At 40.0% G+C, this 26,179-nt stretch carries 40 protein-coding genes, 1 tRNA gene and 1 pseudogene; 6 read left to right on the forward strand and 36 right to left on the reverse strand.

What is annotated here, in order from left to right:
• Nucleotides 1–101: 101 nt before the first annotated feature.
• The 7 genes from ASG46_RS00400 to ASG46_RS00425 form a co-directional block, all read right to left on the reverse strand.
• Complete coding sequence (locus tag ASG46_RS00400; RefSeq protein WP_056702540.1) at nt 102–320, reverse strand: YqaI family protein; 219 nt, start codon at nt 318–320, stop codon at nt 102–104.
• The gene (locus ASG46_RS00405) at nt 317–514 is read right to left on the reverse strand and encodes a hypothetical protein (RefSeq protein ID WP_056702543.1); all 198 of its coding nucleotides are present in this window, start codon (nt 512–514) and stop codon (nt 317–319) included. Before ASG46_RS00405 ends, ASG46_RS00400 begins: the two co-directional genes overlap by 4 nt.
• Before the next feature lie 178 nt (nt 515–692).
• Nucleotides 693–815, reverse strand: a complete 123-nt coding sequence (locus tag ASG46_RS21405) for a hypothetical protein (RefSeq protein ID WP_259253392.1) — start codon at nt 813–815, stop codon at nt 693–695.
• Between the two features lie 54 nt (nt 816–869).
• Nucleotides 870–1,145, reverse strand: coding sequence for a hypothetical protein (locus ASG46_RS00410; protein WP_056702549.1), 276 nt, complete (start codon nt 1,143–1,145; stop codon nt 870–872).
• A 2-nt stretch (nt 1,146–1,147) separates the two neighbouring features.
• Entirely contained in the window at nt 1,148–1,393 is a 246-nt protein-coding gene (locus ASG46_RS00415; protein WP_226650616.1) for a helix-turn-helix domain-containing protein, read from the reverse strand.
• 108 nt (nt 1,394–1,501) lie between these two features.
• Entirely contained in the window at nt 1,502–1,699 is a 198-nt protein-coding gene (locus ASG46_RS00420; RefSeq protein WP_056702556.1) for a helix-turn-helix domain-containing protein, read from the reverse strand.
• Between the two features lie 54 nt (nt 1,700–1,753).
• Nucleotides 1,754–1,993 (reverse strand): helix-turn-helix domain-containing protein, encoded by a 240-nt coding sequence (locus ASG46_RS00425; RefSeq protein ID WP_056702559.1) that lies wholly within the window; start codon nt 1,991–1,993, stop codon nt 1,754–1,756.
• Nucleotides 1,994–2,114: 121 nt separating this feature from the next.
• Here ASG46_RS00425 and ASG46_RS00430 point away from each other — a divergent pair, with 121 nt between their 5' ends.
• From ASG46_RS00430 to ASG46_RS00450, 5 genes are all read left to right on the forward strand, one after another.
• A complete protein-coding gene (locus tag ASG46_RS00430) occupies nt 2,115–2,534 on the forward strand; it encodes a helix-turn-helix domain-containing protein (RefSeq protein ID WP_003213755.1) in 420 nt (139 codons plus the stop codon).
• 18 nt (nt 2,535–2,552) lie between these two features.
• Nucleotides 2,553–3,203, forward strand: a complete 651-nt coding sequence (locus ASG46_RS00435) for a hypothetical protein (RefSeq protein WP_056702562.1) — start codon at nt 2,553–2,555, stop codon at nt 3,201–3,203.
• 77 nt (nt 3,204–3,280) lie between these two features.
• Entirely contained in the window at nt 3,281–3,775 is a 495-nt protein-coding gene (locus ASG46_RS00440) for an ImmA/IrrE family metallo-endopeptidase (protein WP_056702567.1), read from the forward strand.
• Complete coding sequence (locus ASG46_RS00445; protein WP_056702570.1) at nt 3,768–5,051, forward strand: tyrosine-type recombinase/integrase; 1,284 nt, start codon at nt 3,768–3,770, stop codon at nt 5,049–5,051. The genes ASG46_RS00440 and ASG46_RS00445 overlap by 8 nt, the downstream gene beginning before the upstream one ends.
• 98 nt (nt 5,052–5,149) lie before the next feature.
• Nucleotides 5,150–5,222 (forward strand) — tRNA-Ala (locus ASG46_RS00450).
• Nucleotides 5,223–5,271: 49 nt separating this feature from the next.
• On the opposite strand, the gene ASG46_RS00455 is transcribed toward ASG46_RS00450, so the two are convergent.
• The 21 genes and pseudogenes from ASG46_RS00455 to ASG46_RS00545 all read right to left on the reverse strand — a co-directional run bounded on the left by ASG46_RS00455 (nt 5,272) and on the right by ASG46_RS00545 (nt 21,032).
• Nucleotides 5,272–5,727, reverse strand: a complete 456-nt coding sequence (locus tag ASG46_RS00455) for a hypothetical protein (RefSeq protein ID WP_056702573.1) — start codon at nt 5,725–5,727, stop codon at nt 5,272–5,274.
• A 102-nt stretch (nt 5,728–5,829) separates the two neighbouring features.
• Nucleotides 5,830–6,648, reverse strand: a complete 819-nt coding sequence (locus ASG46_RS00460; RefSeq protein ID WP_046344321.1) for a peptidoglycan recognition protein family protein — start codon at nt 6,646–6,648, stop codon at nt 5,830–5,832.
• Between the two features lie 19 nt (nt 6,649–6,667).
• Nucleotides 6,668–6,931: a phage holin gene (locus ASG46_RS00465; RefSeq protein WP_008361671.1), complete on the reverse strand. Its 264-nt coding sequence runs from the start codon at nt 6,929–6,931 to the stop codon at nt 6,668–6,670.
• Nucleotides 6,932–6,943: 12 nt separating this feature from the next.
• Nucleotides 6,944–7,156, reverse strand: a complete 213-nt coding sequence (locus ASG46_RS00470; protein WP_008344062.1) for a BhlA/UviB family holin-like peptide — start codon at nt 7,154–7,156, stop codon at nt 6,944–6,946.
• Between the two features lie 56 nt (nt 7,157–7,212).
• Nucleotides 7,213–7,359 (reverse strand): XkdX family protein, encoded by a 147-nt coding sequence (locus ASG46_RS20325; protein WP_008344064.1) that lies wholly within the window; start codon nt 7,357–7,359, stop codon nt 7,213–7,215.
• Nucleotides 7,360–7,707, reverse strand: a complete 348-nt coding sequence (locus ASG46_RS00475) for a hypothetical protein (protein ID WP_008344067.1) — start codon at nt 7,705–7,707, stop codon at nt 7,360–7,362.
• Between the two features lie 2 nt (nt 7,708–7,709).
• A complete protein-coding gene (locus ASG46_RS00480) occupies nt 7,710–9,128 on the reverse strand; it encodes a hypothetical protein (protein WP_008344069.1) in 1,419 nt (472 codons plus the stop codon).
• Nucleotides 9,129–9,161: 33 nt separating this feature from the next.
• Nucleotides 9,162–10,292 (reverse strand): pyocin knob domain-containing protein, encoded by a 1,131-nt coding sequence (locus tag ASG46_RS00485; protein WP_050826541.1) that lies wholly within the window; start codon nt 10,290–10,292, stop codon nt 9,162–9,164.
• Between the two features lie 7 nt (nt 10,293–10,299).
• The gene (locus tag ASG46_RS00490; protein ID WP_017359001.1) at nt 10,300–10,473 is read right to left on the reverse strand and encodes a phage portal protein; all 174 of its coding nucleotides are present in this window, start codon (nt 10,471–10,473) and stop codon (nt 10,300–10,302) included.
• Nucleotides 10,470–10,799, reverse strand: a complete 330-nt coding sequence (locus ASG46_RS00495; RefSeq protein WP_008344076.1) for an XkdW family protein — start codon at nt 10,797–10,799, stop codon at nt 10,470–10,472. Before ASG46_RS00495 ends, ASG46_RS00490 begins: the two co-directional genes overlap by 4 nt.
• A gap of 10 nt (nt 10,800–10,809) precedes the next feature.
• Nucleotides 10,810–11,688: a hypothetical protein gene (locus tag ASG46_RS00500; protein ID WP_008344078.1), complete on the reverse strand. Its 879-nt coding sequence runs from the start codon at nt 11,686–11,688 to the stop codon at nt 10,810–10,812.
• 15 nt (nt 11,689–11,703) lie between these two features.
• A complete protein-coding gene (locus tag ASG46_RS00505; RefSeq protein ID WP_008344081.1) occupies nt 11,704–12,087 on the reverse strand; it encodes a phage tail-collar fiber domain-containing protein in 384 nt (127 codons plus the stop codon).
• 11 nt (nt 12,088–12,098) lie between these two features.
• Nucleotides 12,099–13,022 carry a YmfQ family protein gene (locus tag ASG46_RS00510; protein ID WP_056702576.1) on the reverse strand — a complete coding sequence of 308 codons (924 nt, stop codon included), beginning with the start codon at nt 13,020–13,022 and terminating at the stop codon, nt 12,099–12,101.
• Nucleotides 13,009–14,055, reverse strand: coding sequence for a baseplate J/gp47 family protein (locus ASG46_RS00515; RefSeq protein ID WP_008344084.1), 1,047 nt, complete (start codon nt 14,053–14,055; stop codon nt 13,009–13,011). The genes ASG46_RS00510 and ASG46_RS00515 overlap by 14 nt, the downstream gene beginning before the upstream one ends.
• Nucleotides 14,048–14,470 carry a DUF2634 domain-containing protein gene (locus ASG46_RS00520; protein WP_050826544.1) on the reverse strand — a complete coding sequence of 141 codons (423 nt, stop codon included), beginning with the start codon at nt 14,468–14,470 and terminating at the stop codon, nt 14,048–14,050. Before ASG46_RS00520 ends, ASG46_RS00515 begins: the two co-directional genes overlap by 8 nt.
• Nucleotides 14,471–14,484: 14 nt before the next feature.
• Nucleotides 14,485–14,751: a DUF2577 family protein gene (locus ASG46_RS00525; RefSeq protein WP_017358996.1), complete on the reverse strand. Its 267-nt coding sequence runs from the start codon at nt 14,749–14,751 to the stop codon at nt 14,485–14,487.
• Nucleotides 14,748–15,758: an XkdQ/YqbQ family protein gene (locus tag ASG46_RS00530; protein ID WP_056702579.1), complete on the reverse strand. Its 1,011-nt coding sequence runs from the start codon at nt 15,756–15,758 to the stop codon at nt 14,748–14,750. The genes ASG46_RS00525 and ASG46_RS00530 overlap by 4 nt, the downstream gene beginning before the upstream one ends.
• 11 nt (nt 15,759–15,769) lie before the next feature.
• On the reverse strand, nt 15,770–16,438 hold the full coding sequence (locus tag ASG46_RS00535; RefSeq protein WP_008344093.1) for a LysM peptidoglycan-binding domain-containing protein: 669 nt from the start codon (nt 16,436–16,438) through the stop codon (nt 15,770–15,772).
• Nucleotides 16,431–20,411 (reverse strand): annotated as a pseudogene (locus ASG46_RS00540) (transglycosylase SLT domain-containing protein); the annotation flags it as partial. The pseudogene ASG46_RS00540 and the gene ASG46_RS00535, both read right to left, overlap by 8 nt.
• A 1-nt stretch (nt 20,412) precedes the next feature.
• Complete coding sequence (locus ASG46_RS20875; RefSeq protein WP_008344097.1) at nt 20,413–20,550, reverse strand: hypothetical protein; 138 nt, start codon at nt 20,548–20,550, stop codon at nt 20,413–20,415.
• A 41-nt stretch (nt 20,551–20,591) separates the two neighbouring features.
• Nucleotides 20,592–21,032: a phage tail assembly chaperone gene (locus ASG46_RS00545; RefSeq protein WP_008344099.1), complete on the reverse strand. Its 441-nt coding sequence runs from the start codon at nt 21,030–21,032 to the stop codon at nt 20,592–20,594.
• 184 nt (nt 21,033–21,216) lie between these two features.
• Here ASG46_RS00545 and ASG46_RS21220 point away from each other — a divergent pair, with 184 nt between their 5' ends.
• Nucleotides 21,217–21,273: a putative holin-like toxin gene (locus tag ASG46_RS21220; protein WP_229200408.1), complete on the forward strand. Its 57-nt coding sequence runs from the start codon at nt 21,217–21,219 to the stop codon at nt 21,271–21,273.
• Nucleotides 21,274–21,549: 276 nt separating this feature from the next.
• Here ASG46_RS21220 and ASG46_RS00550 read toward each other — a convergent pair whose 3' ends face one another.
• From ASG46_RS00550 to ASG46_RS00585, 8 genes are read right to left on the reverse strand one after another with little or no spacing between them, the layout of a single operon-like run.
• Nucleotides 21,550–21,993, reverse strand: a complete 444-nt coding sequence (locus ASG46_RS00550; RefSeq protein ID WP_003213309.1) for a phage tail tube protein — start codon at nt 21,991–21,993, stop codon at nt 21,550–21,552.
• Nucleotide 21,994: 1 nt separating this feature from the next.
• Nucleotides 21,995–23,341 carry a phage tail sheath family protein gene (locus ASG46_RS00555; RefSeq protein WP_024719687.1) on the reverse strand — a complete coding sequence of 449 codons (1,347 nt, stop codon included), beginning with the start codon at nt 23,339–23,341 and terminating at the stop codon, nt 21,995–21,997.
• A gap of 3 nt (nt 23,342–23,344) precedes the next feature.
• Nucleotides 23,345–23,557, reverse strand: coding sequence for a hypothetical protein (locus ASG46_RS00560; protein WP_056702583.1), 213 nt, complete (start codon nt 23,555–23,557; stop codon nt 23,345–23,347).
• Complete coding sequence (locus ASG46_RS00565) at nt 23,544–23,999, reverse strand: phage tail terminator family protein (protein ID WP_047946736.1); 456 nt, start codon at nt 23,997–23,999, stop codon at nt 23,544–23,546. Before ASG46_RS00565 ends, ASG46_RS00560 begins: the two co-directional genes overlap by 14 nt.
• 4 nt (nt 24,000–24,003) lie before the next feature.
• On the reverse strand, nt 24,004–24,501 hold the full coding sequence (locus ASG46_RS00570) for an HK97 gp10 family phage protein (RefSeq protein ID WP_056702586.1): 498 nt from the start codon (nt 24,499–24,501) through the stop codon (nt 24,004–24,006).
• On the reverse strand, nt 24,498–24,854 hold the full coding sequence (locus ASG46_RS00575; protein WP_056702588.1) for a YqbH/XkdH family protein: 357 nt from the start codon (nt 24,852–24,854) through the stop codon (nt 24,498–24,500). The genes ASG46_RS00570 and ASG46_RS00575 overlap by 4 nt, the downstream gene beginning before the upstream one ends.
• On the reverse strand, nt 24,851–25,234 hold the full coding sequence (yqbG, locus tag ASG46_RS00580; RefSeq protein ID WP_056702591.1) for a protein YqbG: 384 nt from the start codon (nt 25,232–25,234) through the stop codon (nt 24,851–24,853). Before yqbG ends, ASG46_RS00575 begins: the two co-directional genes overlap by 4 nt.
• Nucleotides 25,235–25,247: 13 nt before the next feature.
• Nucleotides 25,248–26,171: a phage major capsid protein gene (locus tag ASG46_RS00585; RefSeq protein WP_008344119.1), complete on the reverse strand. Its 924-nt coding sequence runs from the start codon at nt 26,169–26,171 to the stop codon at nt 25,248–25,250.
• Nucleotides 26,172–26,179 lie beyond the last annotated feature (8 nt).

Raw genomic sequence — 26,179 nt, forward strand, 5'->3', positions numbered from 1 at the left:
GAACAAGCCTCCATTGATTTACAGTGCCAACCTGCTATAATAGGGGTTGACACTTTTATTTTCTTTTTTTGTAATTGGTTCACTTGTGGGAGTGAACCTTTTTAATTTGCATTCACAAATTTGAAGTCAAGTTTCTCCTTCAAATAGCGGTTCAAATTGTCTAAGAGGATCATTTCTCCAACATTCTCATCAATGACGTATTCATCATTTGAGAAAATCTCATCCCCGAAGTAGTCAGTTCCAACAACATCAACCACTTCAACGCCCTTTGGGTATCCAGTGGCATTTATTTGAGTGATCATTGGATGTTCAATGTTCACGTTAAAACACCAACCTTTCTTCGGATCGCATCGGCTTTGAGCTTTTTGAATTTCTCAAAAGCCTCTTGATTAGGGAAATAGAAGTGCGGATTTCCATTGTTGTCCATGAGAATGGAGCCATTTACTTTAGATAGTCTTACTTGGTCGCCAGTGTGATCACTGAATGGTTGTATAACCGCTTTTTCAAAAAACATAATCTTCTTCCTCCTATGATTTATTGATGCTTATTCGCATCGTCCGACTGCGGATGGTGCATGATTTGAGGGGATGGGGTGTGTGCGCATTGTCCATCCGCAAGCCGGACGACAAGAATAAAACTTGTCGTGCTCTTTAAAGAGCGATATAATAAATTCGATCATTTCGATATTCGATTTAAGCAGTGAGTGTAGGAGCTTGCTGCTTTTTTCTTTGTCCTAAACCTAGTTGAGACTTTAAACGGGTTTCAGTTTGAAAATGAGAAATCTTCACAGCCTCGTCATCACGTAACTTACACATTTCCTTTACTTCCTTAGCCTTCATCAACTTGCTTGCAGTGAACATGTATTTCATTTAAATCAACCCTTTCATTTTGTTTTTTAGTGATTTTGGATATGTTACTGGCGTAATCTTTGCAACTGACATCAACAATTGCACCTTTGCTTGTTTTTCATAGCGCTTGATTTCTTTTAAAGATTTAGATATATCTTGATGAGTCGTTAACGCCGTCTCGGTATCACCTTTCTTTAAAGCTTTCATCAATCGTTTTTGCAGTTCTTCGATGCAAATCATTTCTCTTGTTATTGCATCGTTATTGATATTTTTGAAAATCGTATTTCGTTTCTTCATCTTCATCCTCCAAACAAAGCCATAATGGCGGTAATTTGCTGTGTGACTGCCAGTGGATCAATGCCGCATAATGTAGCAATCATTGCTTCTTTAGCGTTTGTGGCTTCCATCCACCGTACATATGTAGGTACATCAAGTACCTTCTGATCATTTTCGATCTTTGATATGCAGCTGCGAGAGCGGCTAAGCATTTCCGCTAACTTCTCTTGGGAAATGCCTGCCTGCACTCGGGCTTTACGAAGCACCACACCCAACTTCACAACCTCCCCACCCCCTTTCAATGTTCCTATCTGGAACATGTTCCGAATTGGAACAGCAAACCTCATATATCCGCTGTATTCTAAGGTGGTAAATTCTTAATCAATCACTGGCTGAAAGTTGGATTCCATTTGTGACATTTGCCATTCTTCAAGAATTTCTCGTTTAAAGAAAATTCTTTTTCTTACTCGGAAGAACGGTATTTGTCTTTCACGAACCATTGTGTAAACAGTGTCGTGATGGACTCCAAGAAAATCAGCCGTTTCTTGAACGTTCATAGTTGATTTTTCCGGCATTTTGAGAACCTCCTTCAGAATTTGTAAACCATAAGAACCGCAAAAATCAATTTATTAACCGGTATTCTCTTTTTCATTTTGTAACTCTTGTGTACCACTTAACTCAAAAAAAATATCCCTTGGATCTTTATTTAAAACACTTGCAATTCTCAGCATAGTGAAACCAGATGGCTCTTGTCCATGAAGTTCAATCTTCGTAATGTTTGCGCGAGACATTTCAGTTCTTCTTGCCAATTCAGATATTGACATTCCAACACCTTTTCTGATCTCACGTAATCTGTTAGTGAAAACCATGTGTTACACCTCCTTGAACAAATAGTAACACAAGGTTTACAGTAGTGTCAATCATGTTTTACACATTTTTTGTTTTAAAGAATTTAAATATAATGTAAACTACGTATTACAGGTGATGCTAATGTCCAAACTTGGAGAATATTTGATAAAAGCAAGAGGAAAACTGTCTCAAAGAGAAGCTGCCAAACGAATTGGCATAAGTCATACCTACCTTGGGAAAATTGAAAACGGGAAAGACCCAAGAACAGGTAAAGAAATCAAACCAACTCCAGAAACACTAAAATTAATTTCTAAAGCATATCAATGTGATTATGAAGAATTAATGATCAAAGCTGGTTACATCGATGAGAGTGAGACAAGTAATTCTGAAAGTCCCAAACTGACTCAGTATCAAAGAAAGATTTATGAATGGGCAAAATCCCATGATGGATTGTTCTTTGATAGTAAACCGGAAGATGTGGAAGAATTAATTGAAGAATTTGAAGTGGTATACGAGTTGTTTAAAAAGAGAAAAGAAAGAGAAAAAAAACAGAACAAATGATTCCTTTAGGGGGCAATTATGAGGAAGAAATTAATGTTTGTAATTTGCCTATCATTGCTCGTTCTCTTAGCTGGATGTAACTCAACTAAGACGACAGATGAACCTTCTGCAAACTCACAAGAAAAAGTTTCAGAGAAAAGGCAAAAAGAAGCTAATGAAAAACAGACAAATGACAGTTACAAAGATGATGAAACAGGAGAATTATTTAATTACTTAAAAAGCCAAGAAAAAATTAAATCACAGAAAATGGGCCCGCTCAATATAAATTTTGAACATGTCAACTTAATGAAGTTGTCAAATATTCCTGATGATCGACTAAATGAATATCAAAGTTTAACTGATTTAGAACTAACAAACCCTTTTCATTTTATTGATATTAAATTTTCTGTAGAGAATACAGATAAAGAAACTATCAATTTTTCTGGTATTAGTCATATAATTTTAGACACTAAAGAACAGATTAAGGTCAGTAATAATAACCTTTATACTGACATTGAACAATATGATATGAAACTTTTTGGTAACGCGAAAAGAGAATATCAAATTGCTGTACCTATTGATTCTGATGTTTCTAAAATACAAAGCGTTAGAATTGTGATGAGTGCTCCATTTGACGAAAATTTGGATAGCGTTTCCGAACCAAAAGAATTAACAGTTAATTTAAAATAAATGCTCGATAAGAGTATTTATTTTTACCCAAAAATAGAACACCAGTTCCCAAAACTGACTTGAAGGAGCTTATTAAATTGAAATATATCTATACTCATTTAGAAGATAACGTTAATAGACTATATGCAGAAATGAAAATCTTAAATCCTTCTGAACAATCTATTGATACTATTTCTGAAAAATTAGGGATTGAAGTTTGTTATAAAGACATTTCATCAAGAGCCATAATTAATCAAGATACCCAATTTATTATCTTAGATAAGAGGTTGAATAAAAGCATTAGATGGGAAAAGTTTTGTCATGAAGTTGGCCACATTCTTTTTCATAAGGGAAATCAACTGATGATGCCCGATTCATTTAGGTTATATCAAGAATGGAAGTCGAATAATTTTATGTACCATTTTGCAGTACCAACTTTTATGTTGAGATCAGTAAATATACCTGTGGACCCTGACCAAGCAATTCAATTTTTAACTAAAACTTTTAAAGTCACTCCATCATTTGCGAAGCATCGATTAAACCTTTACAATCAAAAAGTTTTTTCTCAGACAAGGAGCGTTTTATATGGCTAGCATTGAAAAAAGAGGCAGCAATTCTTTTAGATTAGTTGTTGAAACTGGATATGATGCTAATGGCAAAAGGTTAAGAAAATATAAAACTATTCGTATAGAGGATCATAAACTGTTAAAAACAAAAAGAAAATTGCAGGAATACCTTTCAGATCAACTCTATCAATTCAAGATGGAAGTCAATTCTGGAGAATATATCGAACCAGAAAAACTAACCTTTGAATCCTTCATCTATAAGTGGAAAGAAAAAAAGCTCTACCAAAAGAGTGGAAAACCTTATTCTTTGACAACATCGGATGTTTATTGGAGTCTCTTAAAAAATCACATTCTCCCCGTTTTTGGACATATGAGGATAGAACGAATAAAGAGTTTACATATCGTAGACTTTTTAGATGATTTATCAAAGGATGGTGCAAGAAAAGATGGTAAGCCAGGAGGATTAGGAGAAAGATCAATATTAGATATTTTTAAATTACTACAGGTGGTTTTTAAAACCGCAGCTGAAGAATGGAAGATTATCAAGATTGATCCAATGCAGGGATTGCCCTTGCCGATCAACGAGAAGAAGGAAATGAACTATTTTGAAGCTGATGAAGCTGCTCAATGTATTAAGGTTCTATATGAAGAAGTTGATATCAAATGGAGACTTTATTTCTTAGCAGCGATGATAGGAGGATTGAGACGCGGTGAAGGACTTGCACTCGAATGGCATTTAGATGTAGATTGGGATGCTGGTGGATTTAAAATTAATCGTTCACTTTCAAAGACAGTTGATGGCAAACCACATGTGAAAGAACCTAAGTCCAAAAGTTCAAAACGATTTGTGCAGATGCCAGATTGGTATATGAATGAATTGTCTCTGTTTTATCATATGTGGAAAAGAGAAAAGGAAAAGCTAGAGGATGCCTGGGAGGGTGGGGATCACCAATACATTTTTCATAGTGGGTTTGGAAAGCCTTATTATTACACAACACCAACTACCCAATGGAAACGAATCACACAAAAATATAAAATAAAAAATATCCGTTTACATGATTTGCGTCACACTATGGTTGCTTTATTGATGGAAGCTGGTGAAAGCATAAGTGCTATTCAAAGACGTGCTGGACATGCTAGCGCCAGAACAACAACTGATATATATGGCCATGTAACAGATGAAATGAAAAAGAGTGCAGCGAGTCACTTTAACAAGTTTGATCCTAAACATCTGAGAAACACAAATTCAGAGATAGGAAATTTCCGTCCCCAAGTCGTCCCCAAGGTTAAAAATAATGCATAATACAAATTTGAGAGTTTTCTCATCAAAAATAAAAAAATAGCCTTCCCCCTTGTATTCTAAGGGGGAATTAAATATAATAATATTTGTTGAAACATCCCGGGGCATTAGCTCAGCTGGGAGAGCGCTACGCTGGCAGCGTAGAGGTCAGCGGTTCGATCCCGCTATGCTCCATTATCAAAAGCCTATCCAATGATGGATAGGCTTTTTCATTTGATTTTACTCATAAAAGCTTATTTGTCTGGTTCTTGAATTGATAACCAAAGACTCCTTTTATCTCAACATCCCCACAGCCTTCTTTTTTAGTCAGTTTAATACCATGGGGTCTATAAATGTAGCGCCCACTTGATAAAATTCGGTCTGTTGCACTTAGATCATATTGGTTACCTGTATACTCTTTGACTGATGACGGAAAATCCGTTCCTGATAAGGATGTTCTGTAGAGTGTTACCTCTAAAGTACAACCCTCTGCATTTAGTATAGAAAATTGGTAGCCATAAGTAGATGGATATTGTTCAGGATTATTTTGACCTCCTGGTACCCACAAATCTTTTTCCTGTTCCGTCATGATGAAATCAACTTCTACTTCTCGATAAATGGTCTTAGCTGCAACCTTATCCATATTAAAATGGAACATGACAATGAAACAAAGAGACATCATTACACATATCCGCTTCATACAACCCCTCCATTCATTTTTACCATTATACAACAAATAACGCCAAAAATGGTTTTATTTTACTTTTTTATAATAGATAAGGGTTGATTCATTCCATATGTGTTAACTTTCTATGACCTTTCTTAATGTTTCTTTGGTCTTTGGACCATATATGCCATCTGGGGTTAACCCATGCATCATTTGAAATCGAGACACTGCATTCGCAGTCTTGGGTCCGTAGTACCCATCGATTCCATTATTGATCGCTCCCTTATCAGGATAAAAATAAATCGATGCTAAGGCTTGTTGTACGGCTTTTACAGCTGACCCTTTTGTAAGAGGCTTCGTCACTTTTAAAATACCTGCAGGCAAACTGTATGTTTTTTTGACCTTGTTGGTTTTAGATGTTGATCTCGTTGATATGGTTTTGATAGATGTTTCTTTCACAGGTTTAGCTGTTGTCATTTGACTTGATGCTGATGCAATACCAGCTTTGAAGCCATCCCACCGATTTAACAGCTTACGCGGACACTCTTTCCCGCTCCAATGCTTATGCGGCACCACGTTTGATAAAGGAATTCCTAAATCCCCCATCAGTTTTCGAATGAGCCATTGGGCGTTTTTAACGGCTTGTTCAAAGTTACCGCCTGCATTTTCACAAATTTCAATTCCAATTGATTTCATATTGCCGGTTCCCCTGCCATCTCCTGCGTGCCAGCCATTTTCGTTTAAAGGTAAATGCTGATAAATGACCTGATCATCGACCGTGTAGTGCCAGCTAACCCCGGTACTTGCCCGAGCAACAAATGCTGCATGATTTGCCGCATCAGCCCCCCGTCCAGTGTTCGATGTATTATGCACCGTAATATAGAGCGGCTTCATCCTGTTTCCTGGTCTGTTGCGATTTTGTTTTGGGATGAGTGCTTGAATGATCTTCACCATATTGTTTCTCCTTCAAAAATTATTTTGTTAACCCTCTTTGTTTCAGGGCATCTTTTTGCAATTGACCTTTATAGGTCACATAATTATTTTTAAACCAAGCGATCACGGCAGTGACCATAGTGAAAATTGTGGAACCTGCCACATATAGTGCCTCTCCTACGGTTTGCACTTGCTCCTCGCTAATCGGCAGCACTGTTTGTCCAAACATGACAAGCGTTTGGTTGATAAGCGCAATAAAAAGAAGCACTGTGCGAATCACAGTGCCTTTGTCGAATGTTTTCATGATGTTTTCCTCCTATTTTAAATTTCGTTCAATTTTATCGAGCTTGTCGATCACGACGTCATACTTCTCACTAAACTTTGCTAACACATCATTTTGCGCTTCGATTTGTTCATTGAGTTTGTTTTCTCTTTCCTTTGTTGTGTTTAATACGTAAAACAGCACCCAACAGAACAACACCGCAAACGGTCCTTGTGTCATTAAATATTGAGTCAAATCCATTTCCACTACACTCACCTACTCCCTCACTTTGCACATTCTAAAAGAAGGCAAAATAAAAACGCCTATTCAGCGTTAGTTGCATATTCTTCGTTTGTTATTTCTTTGTATTGTTCCGGCGTAATCTTCTCGAAACGAACAAATTTTGCTACATCTTCATTTTCATAACACTTCCATTGATAGAACAATGAAATACTACGGAACCAATCCAATTACATAACCCCCTTTTCAGTCAGCAGCATGACAAGTTCTGATGTTGTTTTTGATTGTTCTTTTGCTCTCTTTTCTGACTCGGCCAGCTGCTCAAGCAAATCGGCGTTTTGCTGTTTTAATAGATCCATATCTGATGTTGGCAGCGGCTTTACCTGAAAGTGATCAATGTATTCTAGAGTTGCCGACTCATACCATGCCCTTTTCTCTTCATTGTATTTACCTTTATACAAACCATCTTGAGGTCTTACATCTGTATGCCCTTTTAGGATGTCTTCGCCTTCTTCAATTTCTATTTCTTCTCCCGGGATGTAATTGAATTTATCATCGTATTTATATATCCATTTCAATTTTATCCCTCCTGTGCCGATATGAATTTAAAGCCGAAAGTAATAAATTCATTTGTATTTGTCGTATTGGAAACGCTTTGTATATACACATTACCATCAGTATTAATATGTGTCCTGTGTGTTTGCGGTGTTGAAGCAGCACCAATACTTGATGCTACCCCTATAAAATGCATCCCCTGTATAGGACGATAACCACTTGGCAATGTGAAAGCAGGTACTTCAAAACCTATAGTACCTCCTGTCATAGCTCCAATTAACTCCACCTCTCCAAATGGATTCTTATAAAATTGCACTTTTTGAGTGCCATATTGTTTCCATCCGTTTAATAGAGTGGTTGGGGACTTCCATTCTATTTTCTCTGTGTCGGTTAACAAACGTTTCCAGCCAGTAAAAACACCATCAGTATGCACTGTTCCAAACCAATGCATATTGTCATAACTTCTAATGATATGAAGAGTCTTACGTTTACCGGCTGCTTCTAGAATATCTACATTAAACCACGAGGCATCGGTCGTCGTTGGCATATTCACTGCATTCGTTCCAGAGACATAATAAAAACCAGAGGGCAAGGTGAGTATATCTGTGCCAGTTGGAATAAGCATTCTAGTTCCATTTGCATTTAATAATGGATGATCGTTCAGCCTCTTCCACCCGCTCCATTCTTGCTGAGTGCCCGTGACATCAGTCGTTGATCGATTGATGTACATATCACCTGTATTATTTGCCCCTATAATCCAGCCATAGGTATTTTCACTAAAAACAGATAAGGCTCTCATAGAACTTCTTGTTGGCAGATCAGGGTGTGCTTCATGGATATACCACGAATGGACGCCTGGTAATTTTGTGAGCTTATCTAAAATACTAGGATCATTTGCATTAATTCTTTCGTAAGCCCTTCCGTCATCAGCAGTAATTTTAGATAATTGTCCTGCATCCCATTTATTTCTTTCATTTTGAGTAGGTAATTGAAGCCAGTTGATTCCGACATCATTCACATGATAGGAAAAACAAAATGCGTTGCCCGATGTATCAATTGCAATTCCTACACCGATGTTATTTTGACCTACTAACTGAAAGCCTCTTAAAGCCGCATTCCCGATTGCGGGAGAATCGACTACTCCAGAACCTCCTGGCGCATAAAATGAACAGGCACCTAAAGATTTAATTCCATTATAAATACTCCCGCCAGCAGGGATATTAACCAACTGGGCCCCGTTATCATTCGTCATTTTATAGAGCTGGGATTGATTCCATTTCTGCTTTTCTGTTTCAGCTGCATGAGATGTTGTGTCATTTTTGTGTTGATTGATTTGGTCCAATAGTCCAGCATCATTTTCAAGAATTACTTTAACCATGTTATTAAACAGTTCCGCATGGGCTTTGTCACTGGTTTTGAAAATACGAGGTGTCTTTATCTCCATCAGATTCTCCTTTCACCTTTCAGTTTTATTACATTATCTTGTACTGAACTTAAAACCAAATGTAATAAACTCAGTGGGATTGGCATTATTTGAAGAAGACTGCACACATACATTTCCATTCTTATCTATTAATGTACGATGAAATTGAGGTACTCCTGGTGTCCCTATACTTGAAGCAACTCCTATAAAATGCATCGCTTGCTGCGGCCGATATGGTGCAGGCAAGTTAAACACTGGATTATTTCCTAAAATCCCACCTTTTATCGCACCTACGATCTCGACTTCCCCTAAGAGATTCTTTCGATATTTAACTGGTAAATTAACAGGATCATATTCTTGCCAGTTGCCTTTAATTTCTTTAGGTGTTTCCCAAGCACCATCTAATAAATCGGAAAGCGTTATTTGCTTCTCCCAAGGTGTCCATGATTCTGCATTGTGTTTAAGAACTCTAAAGTAGGTGTTCTTCCCATAAACAGATTCATAAGCTATTTGAACTAATGTATTGCCATAACTCATGACCAATAAAAACACTCGATTCAAGGAAGAAGAGGGACCGTTTACTCCTGTATTATATATGAGATACATCCCTGTCTCAGTAAGGGTATTGTAGTCTGTCTCGCTAGAAAATCCATGATAAAAGGGCTTTCCATTATCTTGAGTGATTTTTACTAATTGACCGTTATCCCACCTGTTTCTATCGCTTTCTGTAGGCAGCTTTGTCCAAGTAATCGATGTATGACCGGTCTGATAATAAAAGGAATAAGCAATCCCAGAACTATCCACCGCAAAGCCAGTGCCGATATTTTCTTGTCCTACTGTCTGCAGTCCCCTGATTGAAACATTCGATGAAGCCGGGGAATCCTCCACACCAGCAGCTGCATAAAATGTACAAGTTCCTTTATATTTTATCGCATCAAATATTCTTCCGTCAGTTGACACATTGATCAGCTGTCTTCCACTATCTGCTGTGATTTTATAGCTCTGTGAATCATTCCATTTTTTCTTTTCTATTTCAGATGCGTGTACTTTCGCATCATTTGTATGTTTTAAGAACTGCTCTATTAATCTATGATCATTTTCAAGAAGTACTTTGACCATGTCATTAAACAAATCAGCATGTGCTTTATCATTTACTTCAAAAGGCTTTGGTTCTTTTACTTCCATTCAATTTTCACTCCCTTTCTTTGATGCTTGGTGCCATTTCTTTCAGCTGCTCTAGAGTAAGAATTCTTTGCTCATATCCTTCATTTAAATCTTCCATTGAACAATCACCTAGTTCGACTGCTTGTTTGACCAATTCAGGGGTCACCCATTTAAAATATAATGCCATTACCCAATAATTCATGATTCACTATCTCCTTTAAATAAAAGGATCTCATTTTTTAGCTTCTTTAGTTCGCTTGTTAAATGATCACATTGATGTTCAAGCTGTTTTCTCATTAGCTTTTCTTTAGCTACTTCTTGTGCTAGATAATCTAGCGGCAGAGGTGGTTGATATCTTGGATTGATTTGACATTCCTCCCACCATTCTTTCAATTCTTCTACCGTTGGCTCGGGCACATCTAGATGCCACTCGTTTATATACGAACCGTCTCCGTCATTTCTAAGTTCAAAATCTTTTTGCGGGTCTGCATCGGGGTATTTATACTTAATGGCTTCATATAAAATCATCAGAATCCTCCTATACTCTCGGGAAATTTCGTCCGCCTATTTCTGTAATGTCGAAATAGTTGTACCAGCCTGAATTTTCCGACACATATCGACTAACGTCTCCGTCATACCCTACATATAGGTACATTTCTAAATAGTCTCCCTTATTCGCTGGCACATTGGCAGCACCATAAAGCCCGGTACTTAAGCTCAATGTATCAGATGGGCTTGCAGGGCTTTGTCTATGGTGAGCAATATTTTTATATCTTTTTCCATTCAAATAGATCGATAATTCAAAGTTCGCGTATCGTTGAAAGCTTTCAATATAAACACCTGCATTCACTGAATACATTCCGTTTTCAGGGCAGATGAACCGATTATTTTTGATATCAAAATTGTTATGACTGTCTTTAATTTTTCGATTAAAAAGGACTTTTTGATACTCTCCTTTGGTTAATAACTGCTTTCCAGTTGTACCTATATTGGCATGACAAAACCCTGAGATTTTGTGCCATTCAGTCCAGCCAGACCCCGTCCACCAGTGACGACACCACGTACCTGTACTATCAAAATAGCTGCCTGCTTCGTTTCCAGTTCCATAGTAATATTGAATAAATCGAAAGTTACTATATTTTTCATTTTTCACAAAGCCAAATCTCGTAGGATAACCGGTATCATTCGCTTGTCCAATATCCATAAACGTAATACCTATTGGATATTCCTCGCCGCTGACTGATGCATCTTGAATGGCTTGATCGCCTGTTAATTTGAATAAACTTTCATTCGTGATCCCTGCTATTTGTTGACTGAGCGCATTGTCATTCTCCACAAGTGTGTTGACCATCCGGTTAAATAAGTTGGCATGGGCTTTGTCAGAGGTTTCAAACGGTAAAGGTGATTTTATGTCCACTTCTTTTCCCCTCCATTAATAAATATCATCAATCTCAAAAACAAATTCGATGTCGCCGTCTTTTTGTTTGTCTGTCATGGTTCGGATGGCGGTGAATTTGCCCGCTTCGTCGACAAGGGCTAGTTCATTGATGACTTCGCCTGCGAGTTCTCCTTCAGCGATGGTGCAGGTGTAGCGGATTTTTGCCGGTTCCATGAAGGTAAACGAGTCAATATTTTTTTGAATCAGTTCTTTTTTGAGTGCTTGTTCGGTTCCGTCAAGAGAGATTGGTTTTCCATCCTTTGTTCCTCCACTTCCGAACGCCATTTTGACGACTTTTGTGAGTTTTGTTCCTTCTGCTCGTGCCTTTGCCATTTGTTGACGTGCATATAGTGTGGTTACGGTTAATTGATCAGCCATTGTGATCCTCCTTATAGGTCTATTTTTTTAGAAGTTGCTGCTAGCATTTTTGATCCATCAAGCGGAATGGATCCATCGAGAATCCAATAATGCTCCTTGATCAGTAAACTGCCGTCTTGTTCATTTTGAACATGTACCGGTAAGCGGAACGTCATCCTCTTTTTCATTTGATGTGAAAGCTGGTTCTTTGCGCGCAAAGTCAGCGTAGCTGCTTGCTTCGTTTCATGCGATGCTCCAGTCATGACATAATTCAGACGATATGCTGTTTCTTTCTCTTGTTGAAGCAGCATTCTCATCTTTAATGAATGCCGAAAGCGAGCAGGGACCTCCGTAGTACCTCGTATCCCGCTGAGATAGAACGTTCCATTTAATACGAATTCACCATTGAGTAAAATTGGAATATGATCGAAAAAGCCCACTCTGCTTCGCAGTGTGAGCCGCTGGTGATGATCATTTGTTTCATGAACATCGGTATGATGAATGGCGGTGAACGTATACGCCAAATGTGCTGGCTTTAACGTTTCGAGTATTTCGACGATATATCTTGTGTTTTGCAGGTCATCCAGGTTGACACGCAATGCAAAATGATAACGATTGGTTGTAAGTCGGATGATCGCACTCGGATTTTTAAGAAATCGATTCACAGATTTCTCTAATGACAGATACGTAATTGGTGGGATGTTCGACATCATATTAAGTAATCGCGCTCTGCGCAGCTCAATCGAATCATCTGACTCTCGCTGCACCTTGAGCATTCTTTCCCACCGATTCAATCCCCACGTCGCTGTTAAAGGGAAAAATTGATTCGTTACATCAAAAATGGATTCATCCAATTGTTCAAACTCTGGCGCCTCCGTTTTTAGTAAATGATCCACATCATAAATCTCTGTGAAATAAGGCGGCAAGTAGTTTTTCATTTCATCAAGTTTGCTCAATAACCTTCACCTGCCTCAGACGTGGTATCTCAATGTCCTGTAATACTAAGTTTTTTGACTCCCCATTCAATAAGACGTTTGCATAATCGGACACACTCTCTGAATGGTACAAAATATCATTTAAAGCGGACATTCGAATCGTACTTTTTTCAAATGCGATTGATTTTAACAGTGCTTTGACCTTTTCTTCTATTTCTTTTTGCGCACCCTCAAGTGTCCAGTCCATCTGAAGTTCGACGGACACTTCTACGTCAATATCCAGCCACTTGGCGCTTTCCACAGTTGCTTTTGAGCCAATAGGAGCTTGCCCTTCTCCTTCTCCCGGTACAGGATCGATATACTCCTGGACCCTTTTGACAAGAAGCTCAGATGCTACATCTAGATTGCCATCTGTGATGACAATTTTGACCGTTCCCTCTCCATTCCATAGCGGGAACACTTTCGCTCTGCCGACACCAACCACTTCCTCGGCCCACTTTTTGTAATGTGCTCTGTTGGCACTGACAGCCTCTCGCCTTGCGCGTATTAAATACCGATCGTATAATGACGCATCATCTTCTTCCTCTTGCCCTGGTATCACCAATTCCTTCATGATCATCGACTCTAGACCTGGAATGGTATCAAGCGATAGCAGCGGCTGACCTGTTAATTGCCCATTGCCGGCTGTACCAGTTGTCTCGCATTCTAGTGTACCGTCCTTTGAAAATTGAAAATAAACGTCTTCAATAAAGAATCTTGATCCTGCTGGAATGTTTACGTTCTCTGGTTGAATGGTTACGGACCACACCGCTTTGGTGGCTGGCTTTCGTTCAATCCCTACTTCTGCCGCTCGGCGATCTAAAAATTCCCCCTGTGCTGTATCAGCAAAGACAAGCTCAAACACTTGATCAAGCCAAATATACGACTGAGCCAGTTCAGCAGCAGCAGGCGCCAAGGCATTCCAAATGACGCTGTTTTCTCTTTTATCTATGTCATCTGGCAGCCTGTCCAGCATTCTTTCCATCAACGCCTCATACGTTTGCTCCTCAAACATCTCCCTCCATCACCTCCTCTATTTCTAATGTGCCTTCATCTGTGACAATGGCTAGTTTGACTTGAAAGGCATCATTTTGCTTCGTGACCTCTATCTCTTCAATATGATCAATCCGCTCATCAACGACCAATGCTTCTTCTAGCAATCTTGGAATCTCCATTTCTTTGTATTCATCTGTTGCTTCTGTATCGGTCAATAGCTCCTGAATTTCAGTGCCAATGTCGTGACTGTAAATGGGATGTGCATAGCGCTCTGTTCGCAATGTCATATAAATAAATTGTCGGATCGCTTCAATGCCTGTAATGGCTTCATTTGTCAGCCTACCATTTACAAAATCTATGCGATACGTCGTCGAGGTTTCTACCTCTTCGTCTTCTTCTGTTTCCTCGATTTCTTCCTCTGGTGAAAGTGCCACATTCATCACCTCCCTTACAATTTGTCGATGATGTAAAAGGACTGCCCTCCTGCCATTGCAAGTACCATAATGCTGTCTCCCCTTTTCAACTCATCATCCTCACCCTTATTTAAGCGTTTAGGCCAAATAAGCAGTTCTTCTGGAATGATCAGCTTACTGTTTTCATTTAATCGGATGTGAAGAGGCGAAGCCATTGTGACCTCTCCAATCACCAGATCAATTGGAGAAGCTGCATCTACTGCATTGACAGCGAGTCGTTTAATTGCTTCACTTAATCTCATGCTTGATCACCCTTTGGCATGGAATTTTTCTCAACGACGTCAATTGTCATGGTGTGCTTCACTCCATTGAATTCATGCTTGTCTTGATCGATCCAGTAGGTTTTTTTGATGTTGAATTCAGGGATTTTCAAATAGATTGGCAGACCGCTTTGCAGTTCAGGGATTCCGAGTGCTTGTATGCTTTTCACTTCTTGTTTGACGCCTTTTTTTTCAGCTAGTCGTACTTTCGCTCTTTTTTGAAGCTGCGGCTGGTTGATTTGACCTGTGACCGTCTCCACATGCTGTAAAATGCCGTACTGACTCTGACCCGCTTTGTCCTGTTCGATCACCACAATATCTGATTTGCTACCTTTTTTCTTATTCTTGCCCTGTTCGTCTACAGACGTGCGCATCTTCACACGTGTTGCTGTCTCTTCAATGGAGGTGCTGTACTGATAACCGATGAGGTTGACCCCTGATTCAATGACCCACACGTCCTCTGGATCGGGCCAAGCTCTCAGCCCCATCTTGCCTTTAGCAGAATAAATTTGATAATTTCTACCGGTTTGCCGCTTCGTTTCCTTCAATGCTTTTAAAATGATGTCATATAAACTCGTGTCATTTTTAAAGACGAGAGACTTCATGACATGTCCTGTATTTGCGATGGATGTCATAGGGATTTGAAAGTCTGCCCCGATCCGCCTCAAAATTTGATCTGCCCGTTGATTTGAAAAAACATATACATCTTGGTTTTTCACTAAATATTGGAGCATATCGTATGCGGTAAAGGTCAGCTTTCCTTCAACAGGCGTCCTAGAAAACACGATGCCTCTGAACAGCTCTTTTCCTTTCCATTTAAAAAGAACCGTGTCTCCTTCTGAGACACGGTAATATGTTTGACTGCCTTGCTTTGTGATAATGTTCGCCTGAATAGAGCGAGGGGCCTGATACCTTTGCCCCTGAAGTGTCACACTCTCTGTGACAAGCTCATACATCGTACCGCTTCTGATGGCAAAAAGCTCAATCAATGTCAGCCCCCCTATTGTGGTATTTTCAATTTTTGCCCTGGAAAAATCCAATATCCCGGCTGTTTAATATTGAGTTTACTTCGTTTGATCATCGCTGCTTTATTGGCATTCCAAATACGCCGCCATTTTGTACTATCGCCATAAAAACGGCCTGAAATGGCCCAAAGAGTATCTCCTTTTTTAACAGTGTACAATTTTGGTGGTGTTTTTGAGGGTCTTTTCTTTTTGGTTTGTTTCGCTTTTTTCTTTCGTTTGATTTTCCTAGGCGATGCGGTTTTATATTCCTTTAACTCGATCGTAAATTCACGATCACCTATGTCATAAGACCCTTCCTTGTGAGTGAAGCTCTCAATGCTGCACGTCATATTGATTTTAGTCCCTGTCACAATCAGTCGCACAGACTTCTTTGAACGCATCATTCGTTCAATTTTCGCTATTGCATTCTCTGGTGATGGAATGCTTTTATATTCAGCAATTGGCGAATATTTCTTAGGAAATAATGAGGTGAATGATACTTGTTTAGCCGATGGTACATCAATAAAAGTCAGTTCTCCAAAGGAGGAGACCTTCACCGTTTCATTTTGTACGTTATTTGTGATCTCAAGTTCGGATGGAAGCACAGGGAATCGCAACTTCTCCTTGCCTTGGGAAATCCACAATTGATACACTGATTTACCCATCGATCACGACCCCTTTCGTTCCTGTCTGAAGCTCTACTTCCAGTTCGTCTACAAGCATTTGTCTAATTTTTTCGACAAGCGATTGCTGATCCTGTCCATTATGGAAATGCTGATCACCATTGAACTGGATGGTGATTTGTTTGTTGCCTGACGTTGTTGTATTCCCAGCTGACTGAGCTGAGGTGACTTGCTGCATCTGTGATTCTGGTAAAGGAGCAGATGCATTTGATGGATCATAGACTTGCATTCCAAGTGCCTTCGCTGCCTGCGTCAATAAATATCTCCCGCGAATGCCTCTTTCTTCTGGAATAATCCATTCGCGTTTGTTTCCTTCACCGACTCTAGCTACCTGCTCCTGAGTAATCAGCCCACCATTGGCGTAGCCTTTATAAGGACCGCCTCTTCTCATACTCCGTAATCCCGGTGTATTGAAGACTGTTCCATATCTGCCCTTAATGTAGTTAATGGCTGCTACGGCATTATGAATTGGGTTCCAAATATCATTCATGCCCTTGCCTTTATTGGAATGGAAGGTCGGTCCAATGGTTTGCATTAACCCTTTAGAGGGCGTTCCCTTCTTGGCGTTGGAATCCCACAAGTTGATGGCTTTCGGGTTACCATTTGATTCGTGCTGAGCGATTGTCATAAGACCTGGAAGCCAACTCATCGATGTGCCAGTCGCCATCAGAGCTGCCATGAGCCACTGCTGAACACTAAGACCTGAAGCACCCATACCGCTGAACGCTCCGATTAATGAACCCGCTTGATTTTCAGCAAACTTTTTCACATCAACTGAATCGAGCCCTTTGACGACACCGATCGATGCGAATTTCCCTAGACTCATCATGACACGCGAAGGAGAATGAATGTCTAGTTCTTCTCTAAACGCCTGTTCCACTTTCTTCGCCATTTCTTTGGCAGCTTGTGTGACTTCACTTGCTTTTGAACGCATGCCGCTATTGAAGGCGTCGATCATTCCTGAACCCCATCCTGGTGATTCTTGTTTGGCCTGCAGGAATGGTTGTTTGACGTGTTGGTCTACGTATTGGCTTGTGCCAATTGATGTGGCATTTTGACCTGTTGCAAAGCCACTAACCGTTCCAGAACCCCAAGTTGGTGATGCTGTCATCACTTGTTGGTATGGTGCTTTTACACGACTTTGCAAAAAGCTGTCAGTTCCTGTTGGTGTCATTTGCTGGCTAGTAGCAAATGCCGATACCGTTTGTTGTCCGTACTTTCCTGAATCTGATGTCATTTGATTAAATGGCTGCTGAATGTTTTTTTGCTTCCATTGATCAAGTGAAACCACCTTTTGATTCAGCCCTTGTTCAAAATCATGATTAAATTGCTCACCTATGCTGGCAGATTGGATGTTTCCATTCATTGAAACCGTTCCACCAATTGAACCGGCAGAAGCAGTTGGAGCTGCTGGAGCATTTGGCGTTATTGGAGCTGGAGAGCTAGAAACTGGACTTGCTGCTCCGCTGCTGCTTGGTACAACAGACATTCCAAGATGAGAAGCAGCTTGTGCAAGCAACATCTTCCCACGGCCCCGGTTATTTTGAGTTGGAATGACAAATTCGTTACCCGCTTCACCAATCCATGATAAGGTAGGCTGGGTGATATAGCCGCCTGTGGCTTTTTGATCAGGTTTAAAATCTTTCCGACCTTTTTCCCGACCTTTTTCAAATTTTACAATATGCCTACCAATAACTTCTGCGCCTTTACTTTTAATTAAATCCCATGTATCTCCTAAAATATTTTTACCCCAAGACTTTACATCATTCCACTTATTTGTCCACCAGTTCTTATTAAATAGGGTAGAAGAAGCAGTTGCTTTTGCAGCTGACCAAATTGTTTTTGATTGTTCCCATTTATTTTCCGACCAATTTTTTACATCATCCCACTTCTCGCCCCACCAATCTTTATTAAAGACAGTTTCACGGATTTTTCCTTTAATTGAGTTCCATATATTAACGGCACCATCCCATTTTTCTTTGGTCCATTTTTTTACGCTATCCCATTTTTCTCCCCACCACTCTCCGTTAAAAACGGTCTCACCAAGTTTTTTTGTGATAGAATTCCATATCTCGACTGCACCGTCCCATTTTTCTTGCGTCCAATCCTTGATAGCATCCCATTTCTCGCTCCACCATTCTCCATTAAATACAGTAGATTCTAAAGCTCCAGTAATGTACCCGGCCTGTTCTGCCCACCATTCTGAATTAAATAGTGTATTAGATGCTGTTGTTTTTATATCTTCCCATTTTTCACTTAAGTTCCCTAAAGATTTCTCTGCGGAGGTTTTAACACTTCCCCACTTTTCACTCCACCAATCCTCACTAAATAACGTATTTGAAATATTCTCTTTTAATTTTGAGGTATCAAATAATTCCCCAAGTTTTGACCCACCTAAAGTTCCGGCGATGCTCCCAGCAACACCCCCAACAGCAGCTCCTACAAACGGTATAGGAATTAGAGTTTGGCCTATTGCTGCTCCACTAATTCCTCCTGCAAGCCCTCCAGAGAATCCACCTACTTTTTCTCCAACGTTTTCTTTCGTTGTTCCTATCAAATCTGTAGCACTCAATAAGTTCCCCAAGATAGGCACTCTCTTTAAAAGCTGGCTACTTCCTTTTCCTATATTTTTAAGTACATCTCCTAATCCACTTAGCCCCCCACTACCTTTCATCAAGCCCGCAAGTCCGGCTACAGAGGCTACTATACCTGTGGTTTTCTTCAATCCACTAGGTACTTTTTCAAAAATCTTACCTGCACTTGTTTTAAGTTTTGCTAATCTACCTTGAGGTCTTCTATACCTCTCCGTTCTTGCTGTGGCGGTAGGATTTGAGGGTTGTCTTTGTGAACGACCATTTCTATTTCTTGTCCTATTAGAGCCACGCCTACTTAAACCACGAGCACAACAAGGGCAACAACTACTACGAAACAAACCTTTTCCATTTCGATTATTTTGCTGCGTATTAGGAGTTGGATTTGTTGGGGTTTCTGTCGTTTGATTTTGAGCTGATGAGTTAGTGTTGTTTTCGCTCGATTGGTTTTTCGGACCAAGGATCAAATCTAATCCTTTGTTAAACCATTTATCTAGATACTCTTCAGGATTGATTTTAATTTTCTCACTAATTCGTCCTATTACTTCTTGCTTGTATTCGTCTATTTTCGTTTCAACCCAAGGTAGCGCCTTCTCATCCCAAAATTTCCTTGGGCTTAATTTTTCCTTCAATTTATCTGAGACGTCACCTGCATATTTTTCAATTTCTTTTAACGCCTTGTTCCCCAAATTCCCCAGCCAGCTTTGTTTGTTTTCCTTCGTTTTTGTAGCAGCTGTCGCATTAGGTTTTTTTTTGATTTTCTTTTCTTTCACAACTGACTCTGCCTGATCTCGTTTTTTCAACTTACTCTTTGCATTGTCTTGAACAGATACTCTGATTTCGTGTTTAGCCATTGTCAAGCTTTTGAGTGTCTTTTTGATTCGTTGAATGGCAGCGGTGGCTTGGTCAACCATGTTTAATCTCATATAGTATGTTCTGTTCATGAGCTGAAGGATTGATTTTTTGATCGATGACATTTTTCCTGACAACTGATCATTCAGTTTGAACGTCAGCAGGATTGGACTTGCTTGTGATTGTTTCAAGCGATCTATACTGGATTTAATGACATCTAGTCCTTTTGCTTGAATCGATATGACCATCTGTTTCGGTATCATGTTCAGCTGGTTTGTTAATGATTTGAGATCACGATAGATTCCTTGATCTAGCTTCATGGATAATACAGAAAACCTTCTCATCGATAAATTGAGGTTCCTTAGCTTCTTTTCATCCATTTCCAGGCTTATTTTCACCGGTTTTCTAAATGGTTTGAGCTGCTTCTCAAACGTTTGAAATCGTTTTTGAATGCGCAACAGCTTCTTTGATACTTTGTCTTCTAATTCAAATCGTGCAGTGAGCTTCGCCAGTTTATTTCCCTCCTTTCTTTGCTTCTTTTTCTAGCATGTCGAGCTTGTAGCTGATGAGTCCGAATAAGAATGCCTTAAATTGTCTTGGTGCTTCGTATAAATCGAGGAGTTCTGATGGAGAATAGTGAAGCTCATGCATGGCGTAATATAAAAACACCGCTTCCTTATCCCCATCTTTTATTAGTTTTTTGCTGCGTCTTCTAAATCTTCAATTTCGTCTTCAAATCCATTGATTTCAATCGCTTTGTTTAACCAGTTTGCATATTCACCGCCGACAGATAAAACACGTTTTGCAACTTCAACTGGATCTTGTGTGCTGTAGGCTTCTCTTAATTCCTTTGAGCGGAAATCTGGATAAATCGTCGATTCAATGGCAATTCGTGCATAGAAGCGCTGGCTGTCTAAGTCTTTTACGCGGCCTCTGCCTTTGACATTTTTGAACGTGGTGTTTTCTTTTTCCAGTTCATCAATACGTTCCGTGGTAATCGCTTTGAAGACAAAAGGAATGACATTCCCTTTTTTATCAACAAAACGCTTAGAAATTGGTACTTTGACCTCTTCTGCTTCTACTGTTTGTCCTGGCATAAAAAATGAAAGATCAAATGTTTGTTTTTCGCTCATGTTTAAAAACTCCCTTTTGTTTGTTTTTTGAATACAAAAAAGCACATCCATTTTTTGAATGTGCTTTCCAATCTTTTCATGTATAATATAACTCGTACAATTGAACGGCTTGCTCAAGGGTGTCTGGCTCATCCCCGATAGGAAGGGGGTGATGCTCATGTCAACGTTCCAAGCGATTTCCCTAATGCTTTTATTCGGGATGTTTATCCTTGCTTTGTTGACGTATATAAACAAAAAATAGACTCCCCTTGAGCTTTGGTAGGTGAAAGGGAAAGTCTATCCTTAAAACTATCTAATTGATAAGCCAGCCCCTTGAAGGGCCTCATTGTACATTGCCGGGATGTTAGCGCATCCTGGCTTCTTTTTATTGTATGCAAATCGCTTTGCATGTAAACATCATTTTGTGTGTCATTTATTGCAATGTGCATTACAAATGCATTCATTTTTCATTACATTTGCATTATAGCATATTTGGTTTTTATTTAGCTAATTAATTAGCTAATTTCCTCCGCATTTCTTAGAAAGAATTCTTCAGCTTTTCAGGCAGATCAAAGTCTTCAAATGTAAATGGAACTTCTTCTTCAAGTGCCTCTGAATCGACATCTAGTCCAGCAATTTTAGCTGAATCAAAGTTGACATCGAATAATGTCACACGCTCTGTGCCTCGGCCTGATGATTTATCATCAATTACCGCTTGAAGAGTGAAATAAGGATCTTCCCCTTTTTTCACATAGTTGAGCATGAGTTGAACGAAACGTGACGTAACTTTATAGAATGTTGCTGTTCCTGTTCCGTTTGCCCCAGTTGTTTTATGGCCAGTCATTCGGCGGCCCATTACGTTCACTTCTGATTTATTTTTCTCCACGTTTGCTTCAAACGTTTTGATAAAGGCAAGCTCCTCACCTTCTAAGAAAAGACGACCTTCTTTACCTGAGATTGTATTTTGCGCTTTAAAAGCCATCTTACTTCACCTCCACATTGAAATAGAATTTTTCTGCTGCGTCTACTGGCTGTACTGCTAAATCGATGATAAATCCATCACGATCTTCATTGAGGCCAATGACGATGTCTGTTTCTGAGTTAAAGCCTGTAATACCGCTGCCATCTTGAAGTTGTGTGAGATACTGTGTAATCAGTGTTTTCACAAGCTGCACTCCATCATCAGATGCTGGAATGTCATTGCCATTGGCTTTGCGTAATTTAATCAAATTTTTCAGTTCAAATGTTAAATCATTGTTGATTGCATCTAGCACACGGATGATTTTGTTTTTCGCCATTTGCTGGTTCTTTTCAACCGTGAAGCTTGTCAAAGAGTTAATATCTTTTTCAACGCTCACCGTGCGGTCTCTTGCATCGAAAGTGAAAAGAAACTCTCCTTGTGATAAACGGTATTCTACTTGATCATTATCAAGACGCTCTAATGTATCGACTGCGCCTTCGTATTCAACAAAGGTCAGTGACTGATTAAAAGTCGCTCCTGCACTTGCTCCTGCGACCCAAGCTGTTGTTTGAGCAGGCGCGAGTTCTGTTCCGTCTTCTAAAACAACACCGCTTGTGACATTGATGATACCTTCTTGATCAGCTGCATAGTTAGCCACAACGCCTTGCACCTTACGTCCTTGCTTATTACGTAAACGCTCAATAAATGACGCGAATGTTGCTTTTAATTGCTCACTATTATCGACTGGGAGTGCAATAACATCAAAGTATTCCGTTTCAGCTGCTTCTAGGAAAGCTGTATAATCTGCGACACTTGCCACACCGTTTTTCCCGCCGCTTAAAGCCGCTCCAGCAGTAATGACCGCTTCGCCTTCACCAGAAAATTGAACGTATTTGTTTTTCACAAGATCTTTGACATCTGTGACCACCTGTTTATCGACAATATCTGTTCCAAGATAGGTGATGACGTCACGTTTTGTGCTGTCGAGTACATTTTCTGCCACTTGAATGGTAATCTCATTTCCTTTTTGACCACCATAATTGGCTGTGACCACAAAGTTTTCTGCGATTTCCGCTTTGGCTGGCTCTCCTTCGTTTAGGCGGTAAAGCAAGACCGTTTGCGCTTTTTTCTTCGCTTCACGGAAAAGAAGAAGTGACTTATCATCAATGTTAAGCCCGACCTTTTTATTTAAGTCTTCCATATCGGAAACGGAAATAAAGGTTTTTGGTTCTCCCCAGCTCATGACAAGAGGAAGTGCAACTGTTCCTCGCTCGCCTAAAGTAATTCGCTGCTCTGCTGTTGTTTTAAAATTAAAGTAAATGCCAGGACGCTTTTTCTCTGTACCTGGTGTAAAAGTGCCTCCGTTCATCCTTTAAACCTCCTTGGACAAAAAAGCATCGATATGCTTCTTTGCTTCTGTTTTTGTAATTGGTTGATGTTTGATATAAAAAAGAGCACCTTCAAGGATTTCTGGTTTTACCCCAAAAAGATCCTTGCTGTACTCTTTTAAGGCTTCAAATGAAAAGCCAAATTCTTTTTCTTCGCCCGCTGTTTGATCGAGCTGTGTTTTTTTAGTCTTGCTCACGTTTGATCACCCCATCTGAAAAATTGATATCTTCTAGGCTTGGCTGTTTATCTCGGTTGTACCAATAGCTGCTATCCCATGTCAGGACAATCGCTGCTACACCTTGATCTATGATTCTTGTTTCCACTCTTTTTATGCGGACATAATCATCAAGCACCTCTCCATCTTCACTGATCATCTGAATGATTTGACGATCAGCAAGCAATGCATCGACGACTGTTTCCGCCGCATCATGCGCTTTTTCTGTATCCATATGAAACACTTTCACTTGCAGCGAATAAGATTTCATAAAAGTAGACACTGTATCTGGACCACTAATGACAGTCACTGGCGGCACATAAACAGATGGCACTTGAAAACGCTCTGGCAGAAGACGATCATACATTTTCACTGGATAGCGTGTGTATATATAATGCATGATTGCCCCGACTTCTTGATTCATTCCATCACCTCCCAAAATGTCGATCGATCCAGCTTTGAAGCTTTCGATCCAGCGAGTGTTCAAACATTTGTTCATAGAGCATGACGGCATGATCCCAGTACCCATTTCCTTCAATCCATTGAGATGAAAGCATCATGCCAGTACTGGCATTCGGATCATATTCAAAGCGGTTGCCGTTCCATCTGCCAGGCACCCATCTTCGTTCTCCATTTGAAGAAATGGCATGTCCATCATTCACGTAAGAAGCATAATCGAGCTGTGTCCCTACTTCTAGCGTGAGCCCGCCTCGGGAAGTGAGAAAGTGATTCTCCTTGTCACCTTTTTGAAAGGAATTGAGGAGACGGCCTGTATCAACAGCCTTTTCTTTGATGATTTCATCTTGAATGATGTCTAAAAACTGTAAGCCCATTTCCTGTAACCACTCTTGATATTGCGCCGTTAAGCCGCCACTATTTGCCTGTTGGAGCTGGGATAGCAGCCGGTCAAGTCCATCAATTTTCATAGGTTTTCCTTTCTGACGGCCATCACTTCCATGTGATGATTTTTCACTCTTTTTGGCTGCTGCAATTTGAGTGAGATGCCGTTCCACACCATTTTGTCATGCAAGCGAATGTCGCTTGCTAAAGGGAAATGGACGAGATAGGACTGATAGATGACTGTATTCGGTTCTTCTTGCACGAGTGACTGGCTTTTTTCTACAACATAGCAAGACACATCTCTCATACTTGGTGTATCAGGATAAGAAATGTCCGTTTGCAGATCTCCTGCTGGTATACCAAATTTGCCGCGGACTGCCTCTTCATTCTCTAAGTGAAAAAGATCACAGCGATCCGTTAATAGAGAATCATAACTCATAATGATCTCACCTTTAAATTGGCGCTGCCGCCAGTTAGTGAAGGTTCAATATAATCAACAAGAAGGGCATACACATAAGGTCTGCCTTTCACTTTGTCCGCTGCCTTTGCATATGAATAATCACCCATTTTTTCTGAAGTCAATCCTTTTATCATGGATTCATCATCATTCAGCATGGCAAAATACTGGGCCATTTTTAATAAGGCGATCCTTGCTTTTTCAGGAATGGGCTGATATTTTTCATGTGTAAAATCGTGCCCGACAATTTGAAATACCGCTGCTTCTGCTTCAATAATATCTGCCGCTAGTCTCTCTACAGAACGATTTTTCACGCGATCAAATACAGAATAGGCTTGTAGTTCCTCAGCAGAAATGATCATAGCCTGCTGTCACCTACTCTTTCACTTTCATTACTTTGGCTACAGCATCCTCTTCCTCAAATTTGCTGTCGAGCTTCGCTGTCAGAACAATGATAAACTTACGGCTGCGAATATCTTTTTCTACTTCAATACGAATATTGCGAGAAAACCCTACGATAATGTTTTTCGGATGTGTCAGTAAAATATCTGATACGTCTGTTCCTTCTTCATCATATGGCTGCATATTGGCAAGACCTTTGACCGGAACACCGAATGCAGAAGAAAGTCCGCCTTGAATCGCCGCATCTCCGAGACCGGTCTGACGGTTTGCTACTTGGTCTTTCCACTCGACCTCTAAACTTGGGGATGTATAAAAACGGAAATCCTGAGGTACACGTAAATATTTTGACGGCATCGCTTTATAGGCTTGTTTGAACATTTGACGGCTAATTTCCGCTCCATTCGCATCGACAATATGAGAAACTGCCTGTTTTCGTACGCCATCCATTTGAGCTAAAAATGGATCTTGTGATGTTGTATCACCGTTGACGATCAGTTCTTCAATATCGACTGCCGCTCGTTCCGCCAGCATTTGCATAATGGTCTGCTGAATCCCGTCTTTTTCAATGTTGTTTTCAATGCTGTCGTACGTCATATGGATCTCAGCAATGACTTCTTTTGCATTGAGCTGGACAGTGCTTGTCGCTGGGACAACACGGTCTTTTGCATCAAGCGCTTTGCCTTCTTCTGCTGGGCGTAAAATGCGCTGACCGAAGCCGATTTTTTCGATTTTTTGTGAATCACTTTCCATTGGAATGATACGTGCATCATTTAAAACGGTTGGTGTATTTTGCATCATTCTAATGAATGTGTTGGATTGGGCTGCGTTCATGAGACCGCCTGTTTTTAAGCTGGCAAGTGTCATTTCAGCCTTGCGAATCAACTCTTGATTTCTCACACTTTTTC

This window comes from Bacillus sp. Leaf49 (genome assembly GCF_001426125.1).
Lineage (GTDB): Bacteria > Bacillota > Bacilli > Bacillales > Bacillaceae > Bacillus > Bacillus altitudinis.